24 protein-coding genes are annotated in these 19,835 nt (G+C 54.1%); 1 reads left to right on the plus strand and 23 read right to left on the minus strand.

Annotation, left to right across the window (positions count from 1 at the left end; all coding sequences use genetic code 11):
• Window positions 1–17 precede the first annotated feature (17 nt).
• Genes ET33_RS11430 through ET33_RS11440 form a run of 3 tightly spaced genes read right to left on the minus strand, consistent with a single transcriptional unit; the run spans window position 18 to window position 2,962 of the window.
• Window positions 18–1,853, minus strand: coding sequence for a spore germination protein (locus ET33_RS11430; protein ID WP_036680801.1), 1,836 nt, complete (start codon window positions 1,851–1,853; stop codon window positions 18–20).
• A 45-nt stretch (window positions 1,854–1,898) separates the two neighbouring features.
• A complete protein-coding gene (locus ET33_RS11435; RefSeq protein WP_036680803.1) occupies window positions 1,899–2,324 on the minus strand; it encodes a stage V sporulation protein AB in 426 nt (141 codons plus the stop codon).
• Window positions 2,321–2,962 carry a stage V sporulation protein AA gene (locus ET33_RS11440; protein ID WP_036680805.1) on the minus strand — a complete coding sequence of 214 codons (642 nt, stop codon included), beginning with the start codon at window positions 2,960–2,962 and terminating at the stop codon, window positions 2,321–2,323. Before ET33_RS11440 ends, ET33_RS11435 begins: the two co-directional genes overlap by 4 nt.
• A gap of 180 nt (window positions 2,963–3,142) precedes the next feature.
• Between ET33_RS11440 and ET33_RS11445 the strand changes: the two genes are divergently transcribed.
• Window positions 3,143–3,358, plus strand: coding sequence for a DUF378 domain-containing protein (locus ET33_RS11445; protein WP_036680807.1), 216 nt, complete (start codon window positions 3,143–3,145; stop codon window positions 3,356–3,358).
• A 131-nt stretch (window positions 3,359–3,489) separates the two neighbouring features.
• On the opposite strand, the gene sigF is transcribed toward ET33_RS11445, so the two are convergent.
• From sigF to fur, 20 genes are all read right to left on the minus strand, one after another.
• Entirely contained in the window at window positions 3,490–4,245 is a 756-nt protein-coding gene (gene sigF, locus ET33_RS11450) for an RNA polymerase sporulation sigma factor SigF (protein WP_025846479.1), read from the minus strand.
• 12 nt (window positions 4,246–4,257) lie between these two features.
• Complete coding sequence (spoIIAB, locus tag ET33_RS11455; protein WP_025846481.1) at window positions 4,258–4,704, minus strand: anti-sigma F factor; 447 nt, start codon at window positions 4,702–4,704, stop codon at window positions 4,258–4,260.
• Window positions 4,701–5,054 carry an anti-sigma F factor antagonist gene (gene spoIIAA, locus ET33_RS11460; RefSeq protein ID WP_036680813.1) on the minus strand — a complete coding sequence of 118 codons (354 nt, stop codon included), beginning with the start codon at window positions 5,052–5,054 and terminating at the stop codon, window positions 4,701–4,703. The genes spoIIAB and spoIIAA overlap by 4 nt, the downstream gene beginning before the upstream one ends.
• A 200-nt stretch (window positions 5,055–5,254) precedes the next feature.
• Window positions 5,255–6,433, minus strand: coding sequence for a D-alanyl-D-alanine carboxypeptidase family protein (locus tag ET33_RS11465; RefSeq protein WP_036680816.1), 1,179 nt, complete (start codon window positions 6,431–6,433; stop codon window positions 5,255–5,257).
• Between the two features lie 156 nt (window positions 6,434–6,589).
• Window positions 6,590–7,105, minus strand: coding sequence for a YhcN/YlaJ family sporulation lipoprotein (locus tag ET33_RS36335; protein WP_051775255.1), 516 nt, complete (start codon window positions 7,103–7,105; stop codon window positions 6,590–6,592).
• A gap of 122 nt (window positions 7,106–7,227) precedes the next feature.
• Complete coding sequence (locus ET33_RS11475; RefSeq protein WP_036680819.1) at window positions 7,228–8,559, minus strand: pyrimidine-nucleoside phosphorylase; 1,332 nt, start codon at window positions 8,557–8,559, stop codon at window positions 7,228–7,230.
• 126 nt (window positions 8,560–8,685) lie between these two features.
• A complete protein-coding gene (locus ET33_RS11480) occupies window positions 8,686–9,063 on the minus strand; it encodes a cupredoxin domain-containing protein (protein ID WP_036680821.1) in 378 nt (125 codons plus the stop codon).
• A gap of 237 nt (window positions 9,064–9,300) precedes the next feature.
• On the minus strand, window positions 9,301–9,705 hold the full coding sequence (locus tag ET33_RS11485; protein ID WP_036680825.1) for a flagellar protein: 405 nt from the start codon (window positions 9,703–9,705) through the stop codon (window positions 9,301–9,303).
• A 372-nt stretch (window positions 9,706–10,077) separates the two neighbouring features.
• Window positions 10,078–10,410 carry a chaperone CsaA gene (gene csaA, locus ET33_RS11490; protein ID WP_036680829.1) on the minus strand — a complete coding sequence of 111 codons (333 nt, stop codon included), beginning with the start codon at window positions 10,408–10,410 and terminating at the stop codon, window positions 10,078–10,080.
• A gap of 104 nt (window positions 10,411–10,514) precedes the next feature.
• Window positions 10,515–11,201, minus strand: a complete 687-nt coding sequence (locus ET33_RS11495; RefSeq protein WP_036680833.1) for a hypothetical protein — start codon at window positions 11,199–11,201, stop codon at window positions 10,515–10,517.
• On the minus strand, window positions 11,198–12,094 hold the full coding sequence (locus ET33_RS11500; RefSeq protein WP_036680835.1) for an ABC transporter ATP-binding protein: 897 nt from the start codon (window positions 12,092–12,094) through the stop codon (window positions 11,198–11,200). The genes ET33_RS11495 and ET33_RS11500 overlap by 4 nt, the downstream gene beginning before the upstream one ends.
• Complete coding sequence (locus ET33_RS11505) at window positions 12,091–12,459, minus strand: GntR family transcriptional regulator (RefSeq protein WP_036680839.1); 369 nt, start codon at window positions 12,457–12,459, stop codon at window positions 12,091–12,093. The genes ET33_RS11500 and ET33_RS11505 overlap by 4 nt, the downstream gene beginning before the upstream one ends.
• Before the next feature lie 145 nt (window positions 12,460–12,604).
• Window positions 12,605–13,150: a glutathione peroxidase gene (locus ET33_RS11510; RefSeq protein ID WP_036680843.1), complete on the minus strand. Its 546-nt coding sequence runs from the start codon at window positions 13,148–13,150 to the stop codon at window positions 12,605–12,607.
• A 214-nt stretch (window positions 13,151–13,364) separates the two neighbouring features.
• Window positions 13,365–14,210 (minus strand): purine-nucleoside phosphorylase, encoded by an 846-nt coding sequence (locus ET33_RS11515; protein WP_036680847.1) that lies wholly within the window; start codon window positions 14,208–14,210, stop codon window positions 13,365–13,367.
• 71 nt (window positions 14,211–14,281) lie between these two features.
• A complete protein-coding gene (locus tag ET33_RS11520) occupies window positions 14,282–15,112 on the minus strand; it encodes a purine-nucleoside phosphorylase (protein ID WP_036680851.1) in 831 nt (276 codons plus the stop codon).
• 31 nt (window positions 15,113–15,143) lie between these two features.
• Complete coding sequence (gene deoB / locus ET33_RS11525; RefSeq protein ID WP_036680856.1) at window positions 15,144–16,319, minus strand: phosphopentomutase; 1,176 nt, start codon at window positions 16,317–16,319, stop codon at window positions 15,144–15,146.
• 358 nt (window positions 16,320–16,677) lie between these two features.
• Window positions 16,678–17,574: a site-specific tyrosine recombinase XerD gene (xerD, locus tag ET33_RS11535; RefSeq protein ID WP_036680864.1), complete on the minus strand. Its 897-nt coding sequence runs from the start codon at window positions 17,572–17,574 to the stop codon at window positions 16,678–16,680.
• A 91-nt stretch (window positions 17,575–17,665) separates the two neighbouring features.
• Window positions 17,666–17,911: a DUF4227 family protein gene (locus tag ET33_RS11540; protein ID WP_036680867.1), complete on the minus strand. Its 246-nt coding sequence runs from the start codon at window positions 17,909–17,911 to the stop codon at window positions 17,666–17,668.
• Between the two features lie 159 nt (window positions 17,912–18,070).
• Window positions 18,071–19,195, minus strand: a complete 1,125-nt coding sequence (ald, locus tag ET33_RS11545; protein ID WP_036680870.1) for an alanine dehydrogenase — start codon at window positions 19,193–19,195, stop codon at window positions 18,071–18,073.
• A 135-nt stretch (window positions 19,196–19,330) separates the two neighbouring features.
• Window positions 19,331–19,780 carry a ferric iron uptake transcriptional regulator gene (gene fur / locus ET33_RS11550; RefSeq protein ID WP_036680872.1) on the minus strand — a complete coding sequence of 150 codons (450 nt, stop codon included), beginning with the start codon at window positions 19,778–19,780 and terminating at the stop codon, window positions 19,331–19,333.
• Between the last annotated feature and the right edge of the window lie 55 nt (window positions 19,781–19,835).

Here is a 19,835-nt window from a genome sequence, read left to right on the forward strand (position 1 = left end):
GGGCGCGAGGCGTGAAACTATTCTTGCCGCCGGGGCCGCCGGGGCTGTCGAGTTTTGTCCTTCGGCCTTGTCAGACTTAGGCGCGTTTTCATGGACAGAAACGGAACTCTTACCAAAATATGCCCCATCGCGTTCATATTGAACGGGATAAACGGCCATAAGTACGGGGTATTGTACGAACGCTGCAGCGCCAGCATGAGCAGCAGCAAGGTGGAGCCGATGACAAACCCCGGCACTTTGAAAACCGCAGAAATCACGAGCAGGACGAGCCGGCAAATACGGTTCGCCAAGCTGAGCTCGTAGCTGGGGGTCGCAAACGTACCGACCGCGGCAACCGACAAGTACAGAATGATTTCGTTGGAAAACAAACCCGCCTTGACGGCTACTTCTCCTACCAAAATTGCCGCCACCAAGCCCATCGCGATCGCAAGCGGCGAAGGCGTATGTACGGCGGCCATCCGCATCAAGTCGATGCCAAGCTCCGCAATAAGAAACTGGCCGAGGATCGGGATTTTTCCCGGCTTCTGCGGCCCCAGAAATTCGAGTCCCGCCGGTTTAAGCTCCGGCGAAGTCACGATAAGCAGCCAAAGCGGCAGCAGAAAGATCGACGCGGCGATACCGATAAACCGCACCCATCGGAGATAGGTGCCCACAATCGGCGTCTGACGGTATTCTTCCGCATGCTGCACATGGTGGAAAAACGTCGTCGGCAAAATCATAACCGAAGGGGACGTATCGACAAACACGATGACATGGCCTTCCAGCAGGTGAGCCGCCACCACATCGGGACGCTCCGAATACCGGACCGACGGATAGGGGTTCCAGCTATTCCCAACCACCGCTTCTTCCAGCTGTTTCTCGGCAAGTGGTACCCCGTCCACTTTCACTTCTTTGATTTTATCGCGGATCGATTCCACCAGCTTCATGTCACAAATATCTTGAATGTAACCTATGCAAACGTCGGTCTGCGTTCGTTTGCCGACCTGCGTAATTTCCAACTTCAGCCGCGGGTCCCGTACTCTGCGACGTACCAACGTAACATTGGTAAGCAGCGTCTCGACAAAACCGTCGCGAGAGCCCCGCACGACCCGTTCGAGCTCGGGCTCTTCGGTCGTACGGGCCGGAAAGTTCTTGGCATCAACCAGCACGGCTTCGCGTTCGCCCTCGAAGAAAAAGGCCGTACCGCCCATCGCCACATTATCGATCGCTTCCTTCAGCTTGCAGACCCGCTTCACCTGCACGTGAGGAATCAGGGCCTCTTCGAACAAGCCGATGGTATTGCGACGCTCGCCCTCCTCCTGACGCCCTGACGGCTCTTCCGCGCGGTCCGTTCTCCAGTTCCGGTACGGTCTCCGGTGCTCCTCCACCGGTTTTCGGTGCTCCGTTTCTTTATGCACCTGATCGGCATAAGAAAGCCGTTCCAGAATTTCGGTCAGCACATAATCTTTAATGAACCCGTTATAGTAAAAAATTCCCGTTTTTTGCCCGCCGAACACCATTTCGCGAAAGATGACGTCGAAGCTTTTGTTCAAGCCTACCTTTTCTTCCAACTGACGCTTCAGACGGTCGAAATCCTCGGAAATTTCCGTGCTCTCCTTGAGCTCCTGCTCTTCCGCCGTCAATTGCGTCTCCTGACGCATCTTGCGCGACATTCCCGTTTCGGAATCCCCCGATTCGGTATCGCGCTCCTTTTCGTCCTTTACGGATCGCTCCTCCGGTTCGTCCGCCGACAGGCTGCCGATAATGTTGCCTTCCCGGTCGACGATCAGCTTATCTTCCTCCGGCGGCTTGAGGCTGCGAAGTTTTTTCGGCTTTCCGCCTATCCATTTCGCACGTTTGATTTGCTTGTTCACGCCTTTCACCTCCCAGCGAATTTTGTTGCGACGCAGCTTCGGGGATTACTGCACCAGCCCGAGCCAGTCGATCAACGAGCCGAGCACCTTCCCGAAAATCATCGCCATCAGCAGCCAGAGCATATATTCTTCCATCCGGATTCTTTTAGCCAAAATCGGCAGAACGTTGATGACCTCGGTCAGCGCTGCGGCAAGCATTCCGACAAAGCAGCCGGCCAACAGGCCGAGCAGCGAGGCGGACAACGGAAACAGCCGGAAGGTCCACTGAAAGAAATCCGTCACCGTAAAAAAAACCGCGCCCAGCACGACTGCCCCTTCGTATAAACGGATCGACCGGTACGATTTGCTGATTTGCGCCAGCCTCGGTATGATGTCCAGCACCACCAGAAAAGCAATCATGCCGCTGCCCACCGCAATACCACCGGCCAAGCCGACAAAAGCAACCATAAACCCGCTCAGCAGTCCGGTCAAGACGGCGGCTCCCGGCCCGGCGAGCGATTGATTTTGGCATATTCCTCGGCGATGACATACTGGTTGACGTTTTCCTGGTACATGAACATTTCCACCTCCAACGGGCTCGGCTCCTCGTTGAACTTTTTCTTGAAGAGGTGATTGAAAAAGACGATCATCCCAATGCCGATGCCAAACGAATATGGAATTTGCAGCAGCAGCGGGCGCTCGGTCTGTTTGCCGGTGAGCAGCTTATAGAGGCTCCGGTGGACTTCGGCCATGCTGACGTCGGCGTGAAAGTTCATAATGGCCAAACCTGATCCGATAAAAAGCAGCAGCCATACCAAAACGATGAGAAATATGCTGGGAGGGCGCGTTTTGCCCGAAATTTCAACCAGCGTATGCGGTTCGCCGAAATGCTCGATAGTCATGGCCGGAAACCGCTCTTTGATTTTGCGCACGACCAGCATCATATCAATAAGCAGTAAACTGCCGTCACGCTCCTCGGGGCGGTACAATTCCAGCTCAAGTAGTTCCGCCTCGTATTCGGGCTCCGTCAAAAAGACGGCAATTTGCCCGAGCCGGATCGGATCGCCGCGGCTGACCCGCATCCGTTTGCGCAATCGGATGTACAGGAACGGAAGGGAACCACGGTTCATCTCCGAATCCTCCCTTACCAAGCATTTAACGGTAGTATGAATAATAACGCATGGCGGTAAACATCCCGGACTTTGGCAAAAATTTCACTGGGAGCCGAAGCATAAAGGAAAGCGGCATAACAAACAGTAAGGGCAAGTACAAAGATCACCCAAACTTTTCTTAGAGGAAGGTGCGAGCATATGAGAAAAACAGCTTTAACGCTCGTAATCATCGGGGCTTTAAACTGGCTGTTGGTCGGATTGTTTCAATGGGACTTGGTTACCGCCTTGTTCGGAGGCGACGCTCATCGGGTATCTTCGGGCTTAAGCCGAATTATTTATACATTGGTTGGTTTGGCGGGGCTGTACTGCATCGCCTTGCTGTTCCGCGACGACGACAGAGCCCGGGCCCGGTAACGGCAAGGCTGTCCTCAAGAACGCGCCAAGAGGACGAGAGCGTTCGCTCGTTCTCTTTTTAAACTGTAACAAACAAAAACAACTCCCCGTCGATTCCCGCAAGAGGAACCTCGGAGAGCTTATTTAGATCGTTATTGGGCAATTTGATCCTTGATCGACTGCAAAATTTTTTTCTCAAGCCGCGAGACTTGCACCTGGGAAATGCCAAGCCTGCTGGCCACCTCGGACTGCGTCTGGTCCCGGAAATAACGGAGATATACGATCAAGCGTTCTCGTTCGTTCAGCGCGCCGATTGCTTCATTGAGCGCCAGCTTGTCGAACCACTTGTCTCCGCCTTCGTCCGCGATCTGGTCCATCAAGGTAATCGGATCGCCATCGTTTTCAAAAACGGTTTCATGGATCGAGGACAAAGGCTTGTTCGCTTCTTGAGCGAAGACGACCTCCTCCGGCGTGATTTGAAGCTCCTCCGCCACTTCCTTGATCGTCGGCAGCCTGCCGTTCCGTTTCGAAAGCTCGTCCTTCGTCTTGCGGATCTTGTTGGCCAGCTCCTTGAGCGAACGGCTGACCTTAAGCGTTCCGTCGTCGCGCAGAAAACGCTGGATTTCCCCGATGATCATCGGGACCGCATACGTTGAAAACTTCACATCATACGACAAGTCAAACTTATCCACCGACTTGAGCAGTCCGATGCAGCCGATCTGAAACAAGTCCTCGGCCTCGTAGCCCCGGTTAAGAAACCGCTGCACCACCGACCAGACCAGACGGATGTTGCATTGCACCAGCGTATCTCTGGCTACGGTATCGCCGGACTGGCTGAGCGCGATCAATCGTTTGACTTCGCTATCGTCCAAATAGCTGTGTGAGGCGTGCTTCAAATCTACATCCATGAGATCAGACCCCTAATTGAAAAGAGCTTTTTTCGATTCGATTCGCTTCTTCATTCTAATCGTGGTGCCTGTGCCTAAGGCTGTCGTCACTTCGATCGCATCCATGAAATTTTCCATAATCGTGAAGCCCATACCGGACCGCTCCAGCTCCGGCTTCGACGTATAAAGCGGCTGCTTGGCCAGATCCAGATCCTCGATCCCCGCTCCTTCGTCCGTCACGGTAATAAAAACCGTATCTCCTTCGAGCTCGGCCGTAATCGTTACAATTCCGTCCGGGCGGTTGTCGTAGCCGTGAATGATGGAATTCGTTACCGCTTCGGACACGACCGTCTTGATATCCGTCAGTTCATCAAGCGTCGGGTCCAGCTGCGATACGAAAGCGGCGACGGTGACGCGGGCGAACGATTCGTTCTCGGAGCGGCTCGCAAACTTCAGCGTCATAAAGTTTCGTTCACTCATAGGGCGACCTCCAGACTTTGCAGCGCTTTTCTTTCGTTATCCTGAATCGATAAAATTTTGAACAGCCCTGACATTTCAAGAAGCCGGTGCACGGCAGGATTCAGGTCGCAGACGACCATTTTGCCGCCGCGCGCCGTAATCTGCTTGTAGCGGCCCAGAATAACGCCGAGACCGGAGCTGTCCATGAAGGTTAGCTCCTTGAAGCTCATAATGATGTGGTTGACGTTTCCACGCATGACCGCCTCTTCCATCCGCGTTTTGACCGTGTCCGCCGTATGATGGTCCAACTCTCCCTGAAGCCTGACGATCAGCGTTTGGCGGTAATGTTCGAGTTCGATTTGCAGACTCAAGCTGCTCACTCCTTCCCGTTCATGAACACTCATTTCTACGTGAAGGAATCCTTTTCCTGCCCCCCGACAAAACTAGAAGAAATGCGCTATAACTAGAACAAAAGCGACAGAAATCGCAGCGGAATAGCGCAAAATCCCCGCGGCGGCGTAGGCTGTATCTGCGGGGATCATGCTGTGTATGTCAGGCCGGCGGCTATTTGTCAATCCAAGAAAAACATCCGCTTCGCCGTTCGTTTCGTCAAGGTCCACCAACCGGCTTTGTTCACATTCACGGGCGCTTCCAGCGCGAATTCGGTCAATACCTGATCGCCTTTGTACACGACGATTTTCCCGATCGAATCCCCGGCGGCAATCGGCGCTTTCAAATCCGTCCGAAGCTGCACTTCGTGGCGGATTCCGTCGGCCGCTTCCCCTTTTTTGAGCAGCAAGCTGTATGGATGTGTAGCTGTCAACGGTACGACCGGTACCTCGCCTTTGCCGATTCTCAATTCGCCAAGCGAATCGCCGGTCTTGTAAATCGGAAGATTCGTATATTGCGAGAACGCATAATCGAACATCCGCGTAACTTCCGCATTGCGTGTTTTGGTATCCGGTTCGCCCATAACCACGGAGATAACGCGCAAGTTGTCGCGCTTCGCCGTTGCCGACAGACAAAATTTCGCTTCACTCGTGTAGCCGGTTTTCAAGCCGTCCGCCCCCGAATAAAAACGCACGAGCTTATTCGTATTGACGAGCCAAAAAGGCTTGGGCGATTCCTTGCGCAAATGGTCTTGGTACAAGCCGGTATACTGGGTAATCGCTTCGTGCTTAAGCAGTTCTTTGGACATCAGCGCAATATCGTAGGCGGAAGAGTAGTGATTTTCGGCAGGCAGTCCGTTCGGATTGACAAAATGGGTATTTTTCATCCCCAGCTGCGCAGCACGCTCGTTCATCATTCGAACGAATGCTTGTTCCGTACCTCCAATTTTCTCCGCCATCGCTACCGATGCGTCGTTGCCGGAGGCCATGGCGATGCCTTTCAGCATATCGTGCACCGTCATTTCCTCGCCGACTTCCAGAAAAATCTGCGAGCCGCCCATGGAAGCGGCGTATTCGCTTGTCCGCACCTTCTCGTCCAGCTTAAGTTTTCCTTGGTCCAGCGCTTCCATAATAAGCAGCATCGTCATAATTTTCGTGATGCTGGCGGGGGGAAGCCTGGCATCTTTGTTTTTGTCGTGAATGACCGTGCCGGAATCCGCGTCGATGATCACGGAAGATACGGCATTCGGAGCCAGCTCAACCGGCTGCGCCCTCTTCGCTTCCTCCGCCATCGCAGGCGGCAGCGCGACCAGCAGCAGAAGCTGGATGGAAATCGACCACTTGATCACTTTGCTGATCATAACCCTATTCTCCCCTCCTGTCGGAGCTCGATTGTAGGTACTGGTATTCAGTGTTGACGAATCCGGAACAAAATATTCCAAAACAGGAAAACAAACAAGCCGGGACACAGGTTCCATCCCCGGCTGGCATTCACATTCGCGCTGGAGGATGCGGCTCTAATGCGCGGTCGGGAACACGCGGCGTATCAAATCCGCAAACCCTTGCACGAATCCGCCGACCGGACGCCCGGCTCGCACATCCGCTATATACGTATTGACGCGCCCGACAAAATCCGGATTGACGGATACGTAGACGCGCTGTACGTTCGCATCCGTCGCCCGGACTTTCCCGGCGATGCGATTTTCGACATCCTGCGTCAGAGCCTGGTTAGGTTTCAGCATGGATGCCACATAAGCCGTACGGTCGGTAACGAGCACATTTGCCGAATGCACTTCCGGCACCTCGGACACAATTTTGCTTGCTGCCGCCTCCGCGATATCGATTTTTCTGGCGGTGTTTTGATATGGTTGAGCCCCCGGATTCGTTCCCTGCTGTGTGTAATGAGTTTGCTGCTGGGATTGGGCAGCCTGCTGCTGCATACGTGCCTGCTGCCTGTTTGTGCAGCCGGCAGCCAAGACGGCGACGCAGCCAAGCACGACCGAGGCGCGCACCCATACTTTAACGTGATTCATCGTTGTTTCAGCCTCCCTGTGATGATTGTCCGTTTTTAGTATGCTTACTCCCATCGTTTGGCATGCACGCAAAGAAGCCCGGGACGAAAATCCCGGACTTTCATGTATCGATTACCAGTTTATTATAATTTGCGGATACCGTCCTTCGTAATAACGGCATAAATCAACTTCAACTTTTCGGCAGGCGCCGAAGCGATCGTGAAAGCGGCAGCCGTCCGCTCCATCATTTCCGCCGTTTCTGCCGAATCCTCGCGGTTGATGTACAGCTCAGCAAGCGGCTCGCCCTTCTTCACCGGATCGCCGACACGCTTGAACAGCTTGATGCCCACGGCCAGATCGATCTTGTCTTCTTTGGTCGCGCGACCCGCGCCAAGCAGCATGGCGGTAATCCCTAGCGCTTCCGCATCGATCGCAGCTACATAGCCTTCTTCCGGCGCCGGAACGTCCACACGGCGGGCGGCTTGGGGAAGCCGTGCGGGGTCTTCCGCAACACGGGAATCGCCTTCCTGCGCGGCAATGAACTGCTTCAGCTTCGCGAGCGCCTCGCCGTTGTCAAGCAAGCGGGTGACGAGCTCCTTCGCTTCAGCTTCACCGTCCGCTTTGCCCCCTAGGCGCACCATGTGCGCCGCCAGTTCGAGACAAATCTCCGTCAGCTCGGCCGGTCCCCGGCCGCCGAGCGTATCGATCGCCTCCAGCACCTCAAGCGAGTTGCCGATCGAAGGACCGAGTGGCTCATCCATGTTCGTAATCACCGCAACCGTCTCCCGGCCGACCTCCGTCCCGATATCGACCATCGCTTGAGCCAGCTTGATGGAATCGTCCAGCGATTTCATAAACGCACCGCGTCCAGTCTTGACATCGAGGACGATGGCGTCCGCGCCGGAAGCGATTTTTTTGCTCATAATTGAGCTGGCAATCAGAGGAATCGATTCCACCGTGGCCGTCACGTCCCGCAAGCCGTACAGCTTCTTGTCCGCCGGCGTCAGGTTGCCGGTTTGACCGACTACCGCGAGCCCGATCTCCCGCACCTGCGCCAAAAACTGCTCCGTTGTCCGCTCGACGGCAAAACCCGGAATCGCTTCCAGCTTATCGATCGTCCCCCCCGTATGGCCGAGGCCCCGGCCGGACATTTTCGCCACAGGAATACCGGCCGCCGCCACCAACGGCCCTACGATGAGCGTCGTCGTATCTCCGACACCGCCTGTGCTGTGCTTATCGACCTTGATGCCGGGAATGGAGCTTAGATCGACCTGATCTCCCGAATGCGCCATCGCCAGCGTTAGATCCGCCGTTTCCCGCGCGGACATGCCGTTAAAATAGACCGCCATCGCCCAAGCGGACATTTGGTAATCCGGAATTTCCCCTTTCGTGTAGCCTTCGACCAAAAAAGCGATTTCTTCCGAGGACAGCTCCTTGCCGTCCCGTTTACTATGTATGATATCGACCGTTCTCATGGGGTCAACTCCTCTATAAACGTAGTCTCCCCCGTATTATATTCCCTCCGCGGCAAAAAGAAAAGAAAGCCCCGGGAGACGGCTCCCGAGACTTCCTTGGCACATGTAAAACGGGATATTGCTTTTTTAGGATACGACGATCTTCGTTTTCATATCCGCATGCCCCGGACCGCAAGGCAGCACACAGTGCACCTCATACGTACCCGGTTTGTCGAACGTAACATCCATCGACTTGGTGTTGTTGTCCAGCTTCACATTGGTGCCAATGATTTCAAGCGCATGAAGCCCTTCCTTGTTCATCAGGGAAACGGTCATTTTCTCACCGGCTTTCGCCGTGTATTCCGGCTTATCGAACTGATAGTTCGTCGCTACGAACTTGATCGAAGGACCTGCCGTTTCCTCTTTCGCCATTTCTGCCTGACGGGCAGAGATGTTCTGGAATAAAACGCCCGCACCGAGGAGACAGGCGATGATGAACAATGAAAACATAGCCCACTTTTGCATAGATAATCCCCCCCTTACTGTTCGGCCGTAAAGACGTATAGTCTTATTGTACAAAATACGAGCGACTTTACACATGCCCTTTCATGCCATTCCCGTGAAAAATTTGTGAACAAATTTGGACCGTCATTTCCACGGAACTCACTCTTAGCATGAGATAACGTTTCAGCCATAATACGCGAGTTTCCTCCGTCAGCAAAAAAACTCCGCCATGGCGGCAGAGCATTTACAAAATTGGATTCAACGGCTAAGCCGATCGCGAATTTGGAAGCCGATGCCCCGCTCTTTCCGCTTCGCTTCCTGCTGGTTCATCTTTTGGATATCGTTCACAATCCGAACCCGGCATGCACTGCATAAGTAATGCTGTTTGATCGGCGAACCGCAGCTGTTGCACGGGTAAGTTAATCCGGGATAATAGGCGACCGGCAGCCGGTTCGATACGATGAATTCGGCGATTCGCTTGACGGAGATTCCCGTAGCCCCGCTTAGTTCTTCGGTACTTGCCTTCCGGTTGCCGCGCAAATAAGCTTCGCAGCGGTCAAAATCGTCGTGCACCTGGTCGATACAATCCTGACACAGATTGCGTAAATTTTTTTGAAACACTTTTCCACAGTTCGGGCAGTTGGCTACTTTAAGCATCGTCATGGCGGCACGCCCCTCTTTTTCCTACTTCCACTTGTTAGAGATGGTTCCAACGAATTACCGAAAGTAGTTCTATATGCCCAATTGTAGCACAGTTGCTTCGGCCCGAACAGAGGGAAACCTCACTTTTTTGGGGATCTCCCCCTAAAGTAATATGTCTGAATAACCCTATCCCGGATTGTCATACTATAAAGGCCCCATTCATTCGAGAAGCATGGAACAGGAGGTGCCGCACATGTCCGACAAGCAGCAAGGTCATGGGAATCAGAACACGACGACCCGTACCAGCGACAAAGGCGCGAAGAAATCGAAATAACGAGCCGCAACAAAAAAAGTACTCCCACTTCCGAAGAAGGTGGAGTACTTTTTCCATAACTATGCGATCGGCGTCCCGTTGGGAGCCGTCTGGTCCGGCGAAAGCAAAATGACATCTCCGTGCTCCGGCACCCCGCCGAGCACCAGCACCTCGGATACATATCCAGCAATACGTCTCGGTGGAAAATTAACAACCGCAACAACCTGTCTGCCGATAAGTTCTTCTGGCACATACCGCTTCGTAATCTGCGCGCTGGAACGCTTGATTCCGAGCTCTCCGAAATCGATCTGTAGCTTGATGGCCGGAACCCGCGCTTCCGGAAAAGGCTCGGCGGCAATCACCGTTCCGATCCGAAGGTCCAGCTTATGAAAATCGTCGATCGTTGCTTCCATTCCGCTTCCTCCCGAAATGATTCGTTAGTAACCATGATAGCGCAGCACAGAGGGACAAAGCAACGAACCGTTTCGTTATAACGATATTTTACCATTTGGGTTCATCATACAGTCGCCTTGCGAAGCATGGCATACGATGCAAGCGCATAGACGACTATTAGTGCAAACAACCAGCCTGCCCATTCGGATACGGTTATACCCGCTATCCATTGAAACAAAATGCCCCACCATTGGTAATAGTTTAAAGAAATGACGAGGACACTGACAACCGCTGAGATAACACCCGAAAACACGATCATCCCGAACCAGCCATATCGCCGCTGGACGCTCGAAATAGCAAATCCAAGAAAGAACAGATGCAGCAGTAGCACGAAGTTTCTCGTCACCTGCCCGATCACCGTACCGTCGCCCCAATAGGGCATACGGAAGAAGTGGAGCCCCACTCCCCAGCCGCCGCTCCAGCCTTCAAGCAGGGAGAAAAGCAGTATCAGGATGGATGTGCTCAAGCTGATCAGAGCGAAGTTCATAGCCGTTCCGGCAAAATAATCTTTTCTCCGGACACCCATCCCAAGTGCAAAGACGAACGTTTGGGGCAGAGCGACCATCCCGATAACAAGCATATATACGTAAAGGGAAGTAATGCCGCCGGTATACATTCCGTCTTTCCCGCCGATCGAAAACCGGATGGTAAGATGTATGATGAGATTAAGTAAGAGAATGATCCAAGGCATGTATATCCAGGAAAGCTTATCTCTCAAGTACATTTTCGTTACGCTCGCAATGCGGTTCATAGAGCATTTCCTGCCTTTCTATCCGATGTATGCTTCGTTAAATGGATAACTAACTGCTGTAAGGAAACGGGGGAGAATTCGAGCCCAAGCGCTTCCCCTTCCTTCCGCTCTTTCTCGCTCAGCTCATCCATTACCGTCGCCGAAATCAGTCCGCCGAACGCTTCCTGATGGATGATTTCCCGGGCTCGAATGAATTTTTCTACGGTACGGGCCGTTCCTATGACGGCAAACGCCCGCCCACGAAGCGCCTCCGTATCCTCGTTCAAAATCAGCTTGCCGCCATCGATCATAATCACATGCTCCAGAAGCCGACTGACTTCATCGATCAAGTGCGTTGACAAAATGACGGTTCTCGGATGGGCTGAGTAATCCTCAAGCAGCTTTTCGTAGAATAACCCTCTGGCCACCGCATCGAGGCCCAAATACGGCTCGTCGAATATCGTAAGCGGCGCTCGGCTGGCAAGACCGACAACGATTCCTGCGGCGGACAGCATGCCCCGGGACAGCTTCTTCATTCTCCTTTTCAGCGGAAGCCCGAATGTCTCAATCAGCTCGTAGGCGAACTCCCGGTCCCACTGCGGAAACAACGATTCCGCCACCTCCAACACATCGATAACCTGGAAGTTGTCCGGGTACTTTTGACTTTCTTTAATAAAGCACATTCTGCTTAGTACGCTATTGTTCTCGTACGGGTTTTCACCGAAAACTTCAATTTCTCCACTGGTAGGAAAAATTTGAGCGGTAATCATATGCATGACCGTCGTTTTGCCCGCTCCGTTTCTCCCAAGAAGCCCGTAAATTTTGTTTGGCTCTATGGAAAAGCTGATGCCGTCCACCGCCCTAACATTGCCGTACAACTTCGTCAACCGAGTCACTTCGACGATCGAATTCATTTGCCTCCATCCCCTCTCCGGATCATATCCATCAGCTGCTCCGATGTAATTCCGAGCTTCTCCGCTTCCGCGATCATCGTCACTACATATTGCTCAAAAAACTGCTCTCTCCGCTTCTCCATCAATTGTGCGCGTGCGCCGGTCGCTACAAACATGCCTATCCCCCGCTTCTTGTACAATATGCCTTGGTCCACCAACAGATTGACTCCCTTGGCCGCCGTCGCCGGGTTGATCTGATAAAATGCCGCGAATTGATTCGTCGAAGGAACCTGTGATTCTTCGGGCATGCCGCCTTCGATGATGTCATTTTCAATCCGTTCGGCGATCTGAACAAAAATCGGACGGCTGTCGTCTATTAAGGTCATTTGTTCACCACCAAACTGGTTAATTACTCATGTAACTAACTATATATCCAAGCAACTCCTTTGTCAATCGTAATTGACCAAAAAAATAGAAAAAATCCCCGAAAGCCTAGAAGTGAAGGCTCTCAGGGATTTATCGATTGTACCGTTATAGTAATGCTTCGACAGCCGGTTCGATATCGAGCGGGTCGACCGTCGATTCAAACCGCTGGACTACCTTGCCTTCACGATTGACAAGAAACTTCGTGAAGTTCCATTTAATGTCGTCCCCGGCCAGCAGTTCAGGCTGCTTCTCCTGCAGAAAAGCACTCAGCATTTTGCCGGCCGACTGGTTAAGATCGAACCCCTCGAACGGGGCTTGCTCCGTCACATAAGCAAACAGCGAATGTTTCTCCGAGCCGCGCACGTCCACTTTCTCAAACAACGGAAACGAGACCCCGTAGTTCAACTGGCAGAAGGTATGGACGTCTTCGCTGCTCCCCGGCTCCTGCTCCCCGAATTGGTTGCAGGGGAAGCCCAGAATGACCAGCCCCTGGTCACGATATTTTTCGTACAGCTTTTGCAGATCGGCATACTGCGAGGTGAACCCGCATTTACTGGCCGTATTGACGATCAGCACCACCTTGCCCTCATATTGCTCCAGACTGGCTTCTTGGCCTCGAATATTGTTCGCTTTGAATGAATAGATAGACATGATAACTCCTCCATTGTCGTTTGATTTTGGTTGAAGCGGTTTTCATGCGAGTTAAAGAATTCCAAATTAAATTGTATACAATTTAATTGTTTAAAATTTATCATATTGCACCTCCCGCTGTCAAGTTTTTCATGTGTCTTTTTTATGCTAAAAAAAACCGCTTCCCCCGTGAAAATCGAAGGAAAGCGGTTCTTTAGTTCGTTTGGCGTTAAGCCTACACTTCTTTTACAAAACGGCGCACCAGCTCGATGAAAATCGGCTTCGTGCGATTCGCTACCGCCACTACCTGCTCATGCGTGAGCGGCTCCAGCTCTTCGCCGATCGCCATGTCGGTGATGCAGGAGATGCCGAGTACCTTAAGGCCTGCGTGGCTTGCCGCGATCACTTCTCCTACCGTAGACATGCCTACGGCGTCGCCGCCAAGGTTCGCGAGCATGGTCAGCTCGGCCGGAGGCAAATAGTTCGGACCGCTAATGCCTGAGTATACGCCCTCCTGCAAGCGGATCTCTTCGCCGCGCTCCTGTCCCATTTGGGCAGCAATCCGCTTGGCCAGATCACGGAATTGCGGCGTATACGCCTGCGACATGTCTGGAAAACGGGGACCGAGCTCCGGATGATTGATTCCGATGAGCGGGTTGTCTCCCGTCAGGTTGAGCTGGTCGGAGATCAGCATCAAATCGCCCGCCTGAAAGCCGCGGTTCATGCCGCCTGCCGCGTTCGTAATGACAAGAGACCGAACGCCGAGCTGCTTCATGACGTAGATCGGGAAGACGACTTTTTTCATGGAGTAGCCTTCGTAATAATGAAAACGGCCCTGCATGACGATGACATTTTTGCCTTCCAGCTTACCGATGACAAATTGCCCGGCATGACCTTCCACCGTAGATACCGGAAAATGCGGAATTCTATCGTAAGGAATGGCGATGGCATCCTCCACCTGAGCGGCCATATCGCCAAGGCCGGAGCCAAGCACCAAGCCCATATCTAAAGCTCTTCGGTCGATGCGGTCGCTGATCCATTGAGCCGCTTCTTGAATATGTTCAACGTAGTTCGGTTCCATCTCTTCTCCCTCTTTCGAATCGAATTCGGCTGCCGCTTGAAGGCGGACGCCGTTCCAATCACCATGACATTCTAGATTCGCGAGATGATTCCGAGCACCAGCTTAAGAAATTTCGGCTTCGCGCGCTCCGTCGTTTCCATAACCTCCGCATGGGACAACGGCTGATCCAAGATGCCCGCCGCCATATTGCTGATGCACGAAAAACCGAGCACTTCAATACCCGCATGCCGCGCAACAAGCACTTCCGGCACGGTGGACATACCCACGGCGTCGCCGCCGAGCGTCCGCATCATACGGATTTCCGCGGGGGTTTCGTACGACGGACCGAGCAGCCCGAGATATACCCCTTCCTGCAGCTTCAGCCCTTGCTCTGCCGCTACCTCCTTCGCTGCCTCGCGAAGACGGCGGCTGTACGCTTCGGACATGTCCGGGAAACGAACGCCCAGCTCGCTATGATTCGGTCCAATAAGCGGGTTGCGGAACGTAAAGTTAATATGATCGCGGATCAGCATCAGGTCCCCGACCTCGAACGACGTGTTGATGCCGCCGGCAGCATTGGTCACCAGCAGCTTCTCCACGCCGAGCTCCTTCATGACACGGACCGGAAACGATACCGTTTCGACGCCGTATCCTTCATACATGTGAAAACGGCCTTTCATCATCAGCACGTGCTTGCCTTCAACTTTACCAAGCAGCAGCTCGCCGGCATGGCCTTCCACCGTAGATACCGGAAAATGCGGAATGTCCTCATACGGAATCGTTACCCCGCCTTCCACCAAATCGGCCAGCACGCCGAGACCTGAGCCCAGAATCAGGCTGATTTCCGGCTTCTCCGGATATTTGCCACGGATATATTCCGCGGCTTCCTTAATGTTCTTCAACAGCGTCGTTTGATCGCTCATTCGATTCATCCTCCCCGGCAATATGTAATTGTTATTTTAATTCGTTCAAAAAGCTGGTACCGTTGCCTGTCCCGGTCACTCCGAAATTATCGGCAACCGTCGCGCCGAGATCCGCAAACGTGCTGCGGACTCCGACCGTCCCCGTCGTTTCGAACGCCGGGCTGTAGACCAGAAGCGGCACATACTCGCGGGTATGGTCCGTCCCGTGATGAATCGGATCGTTGCCGTGATCGGCAGTCAGAATCAACAGGTCGTCCTTGCCGACCCGTTCCATCAGCTTGGGCAGCCATTCGTCGAATTCGTTCAGCGCCTTGGCATACCCTTCCGGGTCCCTGCGATGGCCGTACAGCGAATCGAAATCGACGAGGTTCGTAAACAGCAGCCCTTGGAACGATTCTCCCATCGCGTCAATCGTCTTGTGAATCCCGTCGAGATTGCTTTTGGTCGGGAGCGCACGGGTCACGCCTTCGCCGTCAAAAATATCGCTGATCTTCCCGACGGCAAAGCAATCGAATCCCGCATCCTTCAGTTGGTTCATGACCGTCGGAGCCGGCGGCTTCACCGCATAATCGTGACGGTTCGGCGTGCGCTTGAACGCCCCGGGCGTTCCGACATAAGGCCGCGCAATGACGCGACCGACCGTATAAGGATCTTCGAGCGTCAGCTTGCGGGCGATCGCGCAGGCACGGTACAGCTCCTCCAGCGGAATAATCTCTTCGTGTGCCGCAAGCTGGAACACGCTGTCCGCCGAAGTGTAGACGATCCAGGCCCCGGTTTTCATCTGCTCCTCGCCCAGTTCATCCAATATTTCCGTGCCGGAGGCCGGCTTGTTGCCAATGACCTTGCGCCCGGTTTCCTGCTCGAAACGGGCGATCAACTCCGGCGGGAACCCGTCCGGAAATACATTGAACGGGACGGTCACATTCAGGCCCATAATTTCCCAGTGTCCAGTCATCGTATCTTTGCCGACCGATACCTCGGCCATTTTGCCATAATATCCGCCTGGGCGTTCAACCGGATCAACGCCCTGCAGCCCGGCGATATTTCCGAGGCCGAGCTGCTGCATATGGGGCACGCGCAGCGACGGCACGCGCTCTGCGATGTGGCCGAGCGTATGGGCTCCGGTATCGTTAAAACGCGCAGCATCCGGCAGCTCGCCAATCCCTACGCTATCCAGCACAATCAAGCATACTCGTTTAAATTTCATGGATGTCCCTCCTCCGGGCATTGCGCAGCAATGCCTTCTTCGTAAGCATAGGCTTGGGCATTGCACAGCAATACTTTCTTCGTAAGCATAGGCCTGGGCATTGCGGAGCAATGCCATCTTCGTAAGCACAGGCTTGAGCATTGCACAGCAATGCTTTTTTCGTAAGCGCCGATTCGGGCATTGCGCAGCAATGCTACAGCAAAAGCGTAAACCTGGGCATGGTGAGGCAATGCCATCCTCGCAGGCCGATCCTTTCGACAAGCCTACCGTTATTATCGCAAAAGCGGACATGGTTTGCAAAAGCCGCAATACGAAAAACCCGGTCTCTCAGGCGCAGAGGAACGGGCTCGCCGGAAGACTATTCGATTTTGGCCCGGGGATGGGTCCGGTCATAAACCTCCTTCATTTTGCTCCGGGTGACTTGCGTATAAATCTGCGTCGTCGAGATGTCCGCATGACCGAGCATCTCCTGAACGGACCGGAGGTCGGCTCCGTTCTCCAGCAGGTGCGCGGCAAACGAGTGCCGGAGCGTGTGCGGGGTAATTTCCATCCGAATGTCGGATTCCGCAGCGTAACGTTTAATGATTTTCCAGAAGCCCTGACGCGTCATCCGGGTCCCCAAATGGCTGACAAACAGCGCCTCCTCGGCCTTGGACGGCTTGAGTAGCTTCGGACGCATCGTTTGGGTGTAGGCCTCCACGTACTCCGAAGCGATTCTCCCGAGCGGAACGATCCGTTCTTTGCCTTTGCCAACACAACGGATAAAGCCCATACTCGGATTGACGCTGTCGACGTCAAGCGAGATGAGCTCCGATACCCGGATTCCCGTCGCGTACAGCACCTCCAGCATCGCCTTATCCCGCATCCCGTTGGGCGTCGTCGTCAGTGGGGCTTGGAGCAGCTTGCCGACCTCTTGAACCGACAGCACCTTCGGAATCCGTTTCTCGAGTCTCGGCGTCTCCATGTGCAGCGACGGATCGCTGTCCAGCAGACGCTCCTTCACGAGGAATTGGTAAAAGGCCCGGATGGAAACCATGCTCCGGGAAAGCGTGGCCGTAGCCCTCCCCCGCTGCTTCAGGTCCAGCATATAGCCGGAAATGTTCAGCTTCCCGCTGTCGCCCAGCGAAGAGATGCCGGAGTTTTCCAAATAATCTATATACTGAGACAAATCGCGTCGGTACGAGTCCAGCGTATTCTGAGCAAGGCCCCGATCCTCCGCCAAAAAACGGATAAACGAGTTGAGTTCCTGTTTCATGCGCAATTGATCCCCTTTTATGTCTTGCATCGGCGCTTTTAAAACAATTCCACATGAAGGATCAATATTCCTTCCGAATCGGTAAGCTTTTTTACTCGCCGATCCGGTAGAACAACTTCAGCCGTTCGCTTATCGTGATCTTGTCGGGAACCGCAGCCACATGGCCGTTCTGAAACGCTTTGACGGCGCGGCCTGCGGGCTCCTTGTACTTCGGCTCCGGCTCCAGCCATCGCGTAACGACGAGCAGCACGTGATAAAGCGCGAACGTAAACACCACGAACAAGAGTGCGAAGCGAAAGCGACCGAGCCATTTTCGCGCCCGAACATGAACAATCACGGCTTGTCCCCTCCTCCCCTGCTCCCTGCCACCGGCTTGGCCGGACCGCGGGAGTTCAGACAGGTTCTAAGAGTACACTATGACCGTACCGGCCAAATTATGCGTGCTCGATCGATGAACGAGACGAAACCATACCGCCGGCATGCGCCGCTGCCTTTGTCAGCTGATCGGCAGCAGCGAATCCAAGCCCGTATAAGGCAAGCCGACGGCTTCGGCTACCGCGGGATACGTGACATGGCCCTGATAGGTGTTTACGCCGAGCTTCAGCGGCGGATTGCCGTAGAGCGCACGGATCACCCCTTTGTCGGCCAATTCGAGGGCGTAGCCGATGGTCACGTTCGTGAGCGCCAGCGTCGAGGTCCGTGGCACGGCTCCCGGCATGTTGGCGACCGCATAATGAAGGACGCCGTACTTCTCGTACGTCGGCGCGCTGTGCGTCGTCACGCGATCCACCGTCGTGATCGATCCGCCCTGATCGACGGCTACGTCCACGATCACAGCTCCCGGCTTCATCTGCCTCACCATCTCCTCGCTGACGAGCTTCGGCGCTTTCGCGCCGGGAATAAGGACGGCCCCGATCAGCAGATCCGCCTTTTGAACCGCATTGGCAATGTTGTAGGGGTTGGACATCAACGTGCGGATGCGGCCATGGAACACGTCGTCCAAATACCGGAGCCGTTCCGCACTGCGTTCGATGACGACAACGTTGGCGCCAAGTCCGAGCGCCATTTTCGCGGCATTGGTTCCGACGATGCCTCCACCCAAAATGATCACGTCCGCCGGAGGCACGCCGGGTACCCCGCCGAGCAGAATGCCGCGCCCGCCGTAATTTTTCTCCAGAAACTGCGCGCCGACTTGAACGGACATGCGTCCGGCCACTTCGCTCATCGGAGTAAGCAGCGGCAGCCCCCCGCTCGGAAGCTGGATGGTCTCGTACGCGATGGCGGTTACTTTATGCTGCACGAGCGCCTCGGTCAGCTTCGGCTCGGCGGCCAGATGGAGATAGGTAAACAGCGTCAGCCCTTCGCGGAAATAACCGAATTCCGCAGGGAGCGGCTCCTTCACCTTCATAATCATCTCCGCCTTGCCCCAAACCTCGGCAGCCGAAGGAAGCAGCTGTGCGTCCTCCTTGGCATACTCGTCGTCGGAAAATCCGCTGCCCGCACCGGCTCCCGCTTCCACAATAACGCTATGCCCGGCTTCTCTCAGAACCGCTGCGCCGCCGGGGGTTAAGGCGACTCGGTTTTCGTTATTTTTGATTTCCTTCGGTATCCCGATGATCATCGCTTCATGCCTCCTGTTCCCGTTTTTCCATCAAAGCGTATGATATGGTATAGCGTTTGCCTTTTCGGTGCGAATATGTGGCAAAATGCAAAAAACCTTCATACTTGATCAAGCATCAAGCCGAAGGTTTTGTGTTTACGTTTTGTTCTTGTCGCGGCAGCGGTGGCAAATGCCCTGAAAATCGAGCCGGTGGTCGAGCACCTGAAACCGGTATTCGCGCTCCAGCCGTTCTTCCAGCGCGCCCAGCCAGTCCTCCATAATTTCGTCGACCGCACCGCACTGCACACAGATGAGGTGATGATGATGGTGATGAGAGCTGTCGTTGCGCAAGTCGTAGCGGGCTACGCCATCGCCGAAATTCATTTTCTCGAGGACATGCAGCTCGCTGAGCAATTCCAACGTACGATAGACGGTGGCAAGGCCGATTTCGGGCGCTTTATCTTTGACGAGCATAAAAACGTCTTCCGCGCTCAGATGATCCTCTTCGTTCTCCAGCAAAACCCTGACGGTCGCTTCCCGTTGAGGCGTCAGCTTGTAGCCTTGCGATTGCAGCTGTTGTTTGATTTTATCGATGCGAGATTCCATGCTTCTCCCCCACGGGTTTTGCACCGAAGCAAAACCTTTCTCGTAAGCTTAAGCT

Origin of the sequence: Paenibacillus tyrphae, assembly GCF_000722545.1 — a bacterium.
GTDB lineage: Bacteria > Bacillota > Bacilli > Paenibacillales > NBRC-103111 > Paenibacillus_G > Paenibacillus_G tyrfis.

Excerpts from the sequence above, each read along its gene's own strand:
- ET33_RS11440 (WP_036680805.1), bottom strand. The coding sequence starts at position 2,962 with ATGAACCGTGGTTCCCTTCCGTTCCTGTACATCCGATTGCGCAAACGG.
- ET33_RS11445 (WP_036680807.1), top strand. The coding sequence starts at position 3,143 with ATGAGAAAAACAGCTTTAACGCTCGTAATCATCGGGGCTTTAAACTGG.
- sigF (WP_025846479.1), bottom strand. The coding sequence starts at position 4,245 with ATGGATGTAGATTTGAAGCACGCCTCACACAGCTATTTGGACGATAGC.
- spoIIAB (WP_025846481.1), bottom strand. The coding sequence starts at position 4,704 with ATGAGTGAACGAAACTTTATGACGCTGAAGTTTGCGAGCCGCTCCGAG.
- ET33_RS11465 (WP_036680816.1), bottom strand. The coding sequence starts at position 6,433 with ATGATCAGCAAAGTGATCAAGTGGTCGATTTCCATCCAGCTTCTGCTG.
- ET33_RS36335 (WP_051775255.1), bottom strand. The coding sequence starts at position 7,105 with ATGAATCACGTTAAAGTATGGGTGCGCGCCTCGGTCGTGCTTGGCTGC.
- ET33_RS11475 (WP_036680819.1), bottom strand. The coding sequence starts at position 8,559 with ATGAGAACGGTCGATATCATACATAGTAAACGGGACGGCAAGGAGCTG.
- ET33_RS11480 (WP_036680821.1), bottom strand. The coding sequence starts at position 9,063 with ATGCAAAAGTGGGCTATGTTTTCATTGTTCATCATCGCCTGTCTCCTC.
- ET33_RS11485 (WP_036680825.1), bottom strand. The coding sequence starts at position 9,705 with ATGACGATGCTTAAAGTAGCCAACTGCCCGAACTGTGGAAAAGTGTTT.
- csaA (WP_036680829.1), bottom strand. The coding sequence starts at position 10,410 with ATGGAAGCAACGATCGACGATTTTCATAAGCTGGACCTTCGGATCGGA.
- ET33_RS11495 (WP_036680833.1), bottom strand. The coding sequence starts at position 11,201 with ATGAACCGCATTGCGAGCGTAACGAAAATGTACTTGAGAGATAAGCTT.
- ET33_RS11500 (WP_036680835.1), bottom strand. The coding sequence starts at position 12,094 with ATGAATTCGATCGTCGAAGTGACTCGGTTGACGAAGTTGTACGGCAAT.
- ET33_RS11505 (WP_036680839.1), bottom strand. The coding sequence starts at position 12,459 with ATGACCTTAATAGACGACAGCCGTCCGATTTTTGTTCAGATCGCCGAA.
- ET33_RS11510 (WP_036680843.1), bottom strand. The coding sequence starts at position 13,150 with ATGTCTATCTATTCATTCAAAGCGAACAATATTCGAGGCCAAGAAGCC.
- ET33_RS11515 (WP_036680847.1), bottom strand. The coding sequence starts at position 14,210 with ATGGAACCGAACTACGTTGAACATATTCAAGAAGCGGCTCAATGGATC.
- ET33_RS11520 (WP_036680851.1), bottom strand. The coding sequence starts at position 15,112 with ATGAGCGATCAAACGACGCTGTTGAAGAACATTAAGGAAGCCGCGGAA.
- deoB (WP_036680856.1), bottom strand. The coding sequence starts at position 16,319 with ATGAAATTTAAACGAGTATGCTTGATTGTGCTGGATAGCGTAGGGATT.
- xerD (WP_036680864.1), bottom strand. The coding sequence starts at position 17,574 with ATGAAACAGGAACTCAACTCGTTTATCCGTTTTTTGGCGGAGGATCGG.
- ald (WP_036680870.1), bottom strand. The coding sequence starts at position 19,195 with ATGATCATCGGGATACCGAAGGAAATCAAAAATAACGAAAACCGAGTC.
- fur (WP_036680872.1), bottom strand. The coding sequence starts at position 19,780 with ATGGAATCTCGCATCGATAAAATCAAACAACAGCTGCAATCGCAAGGC.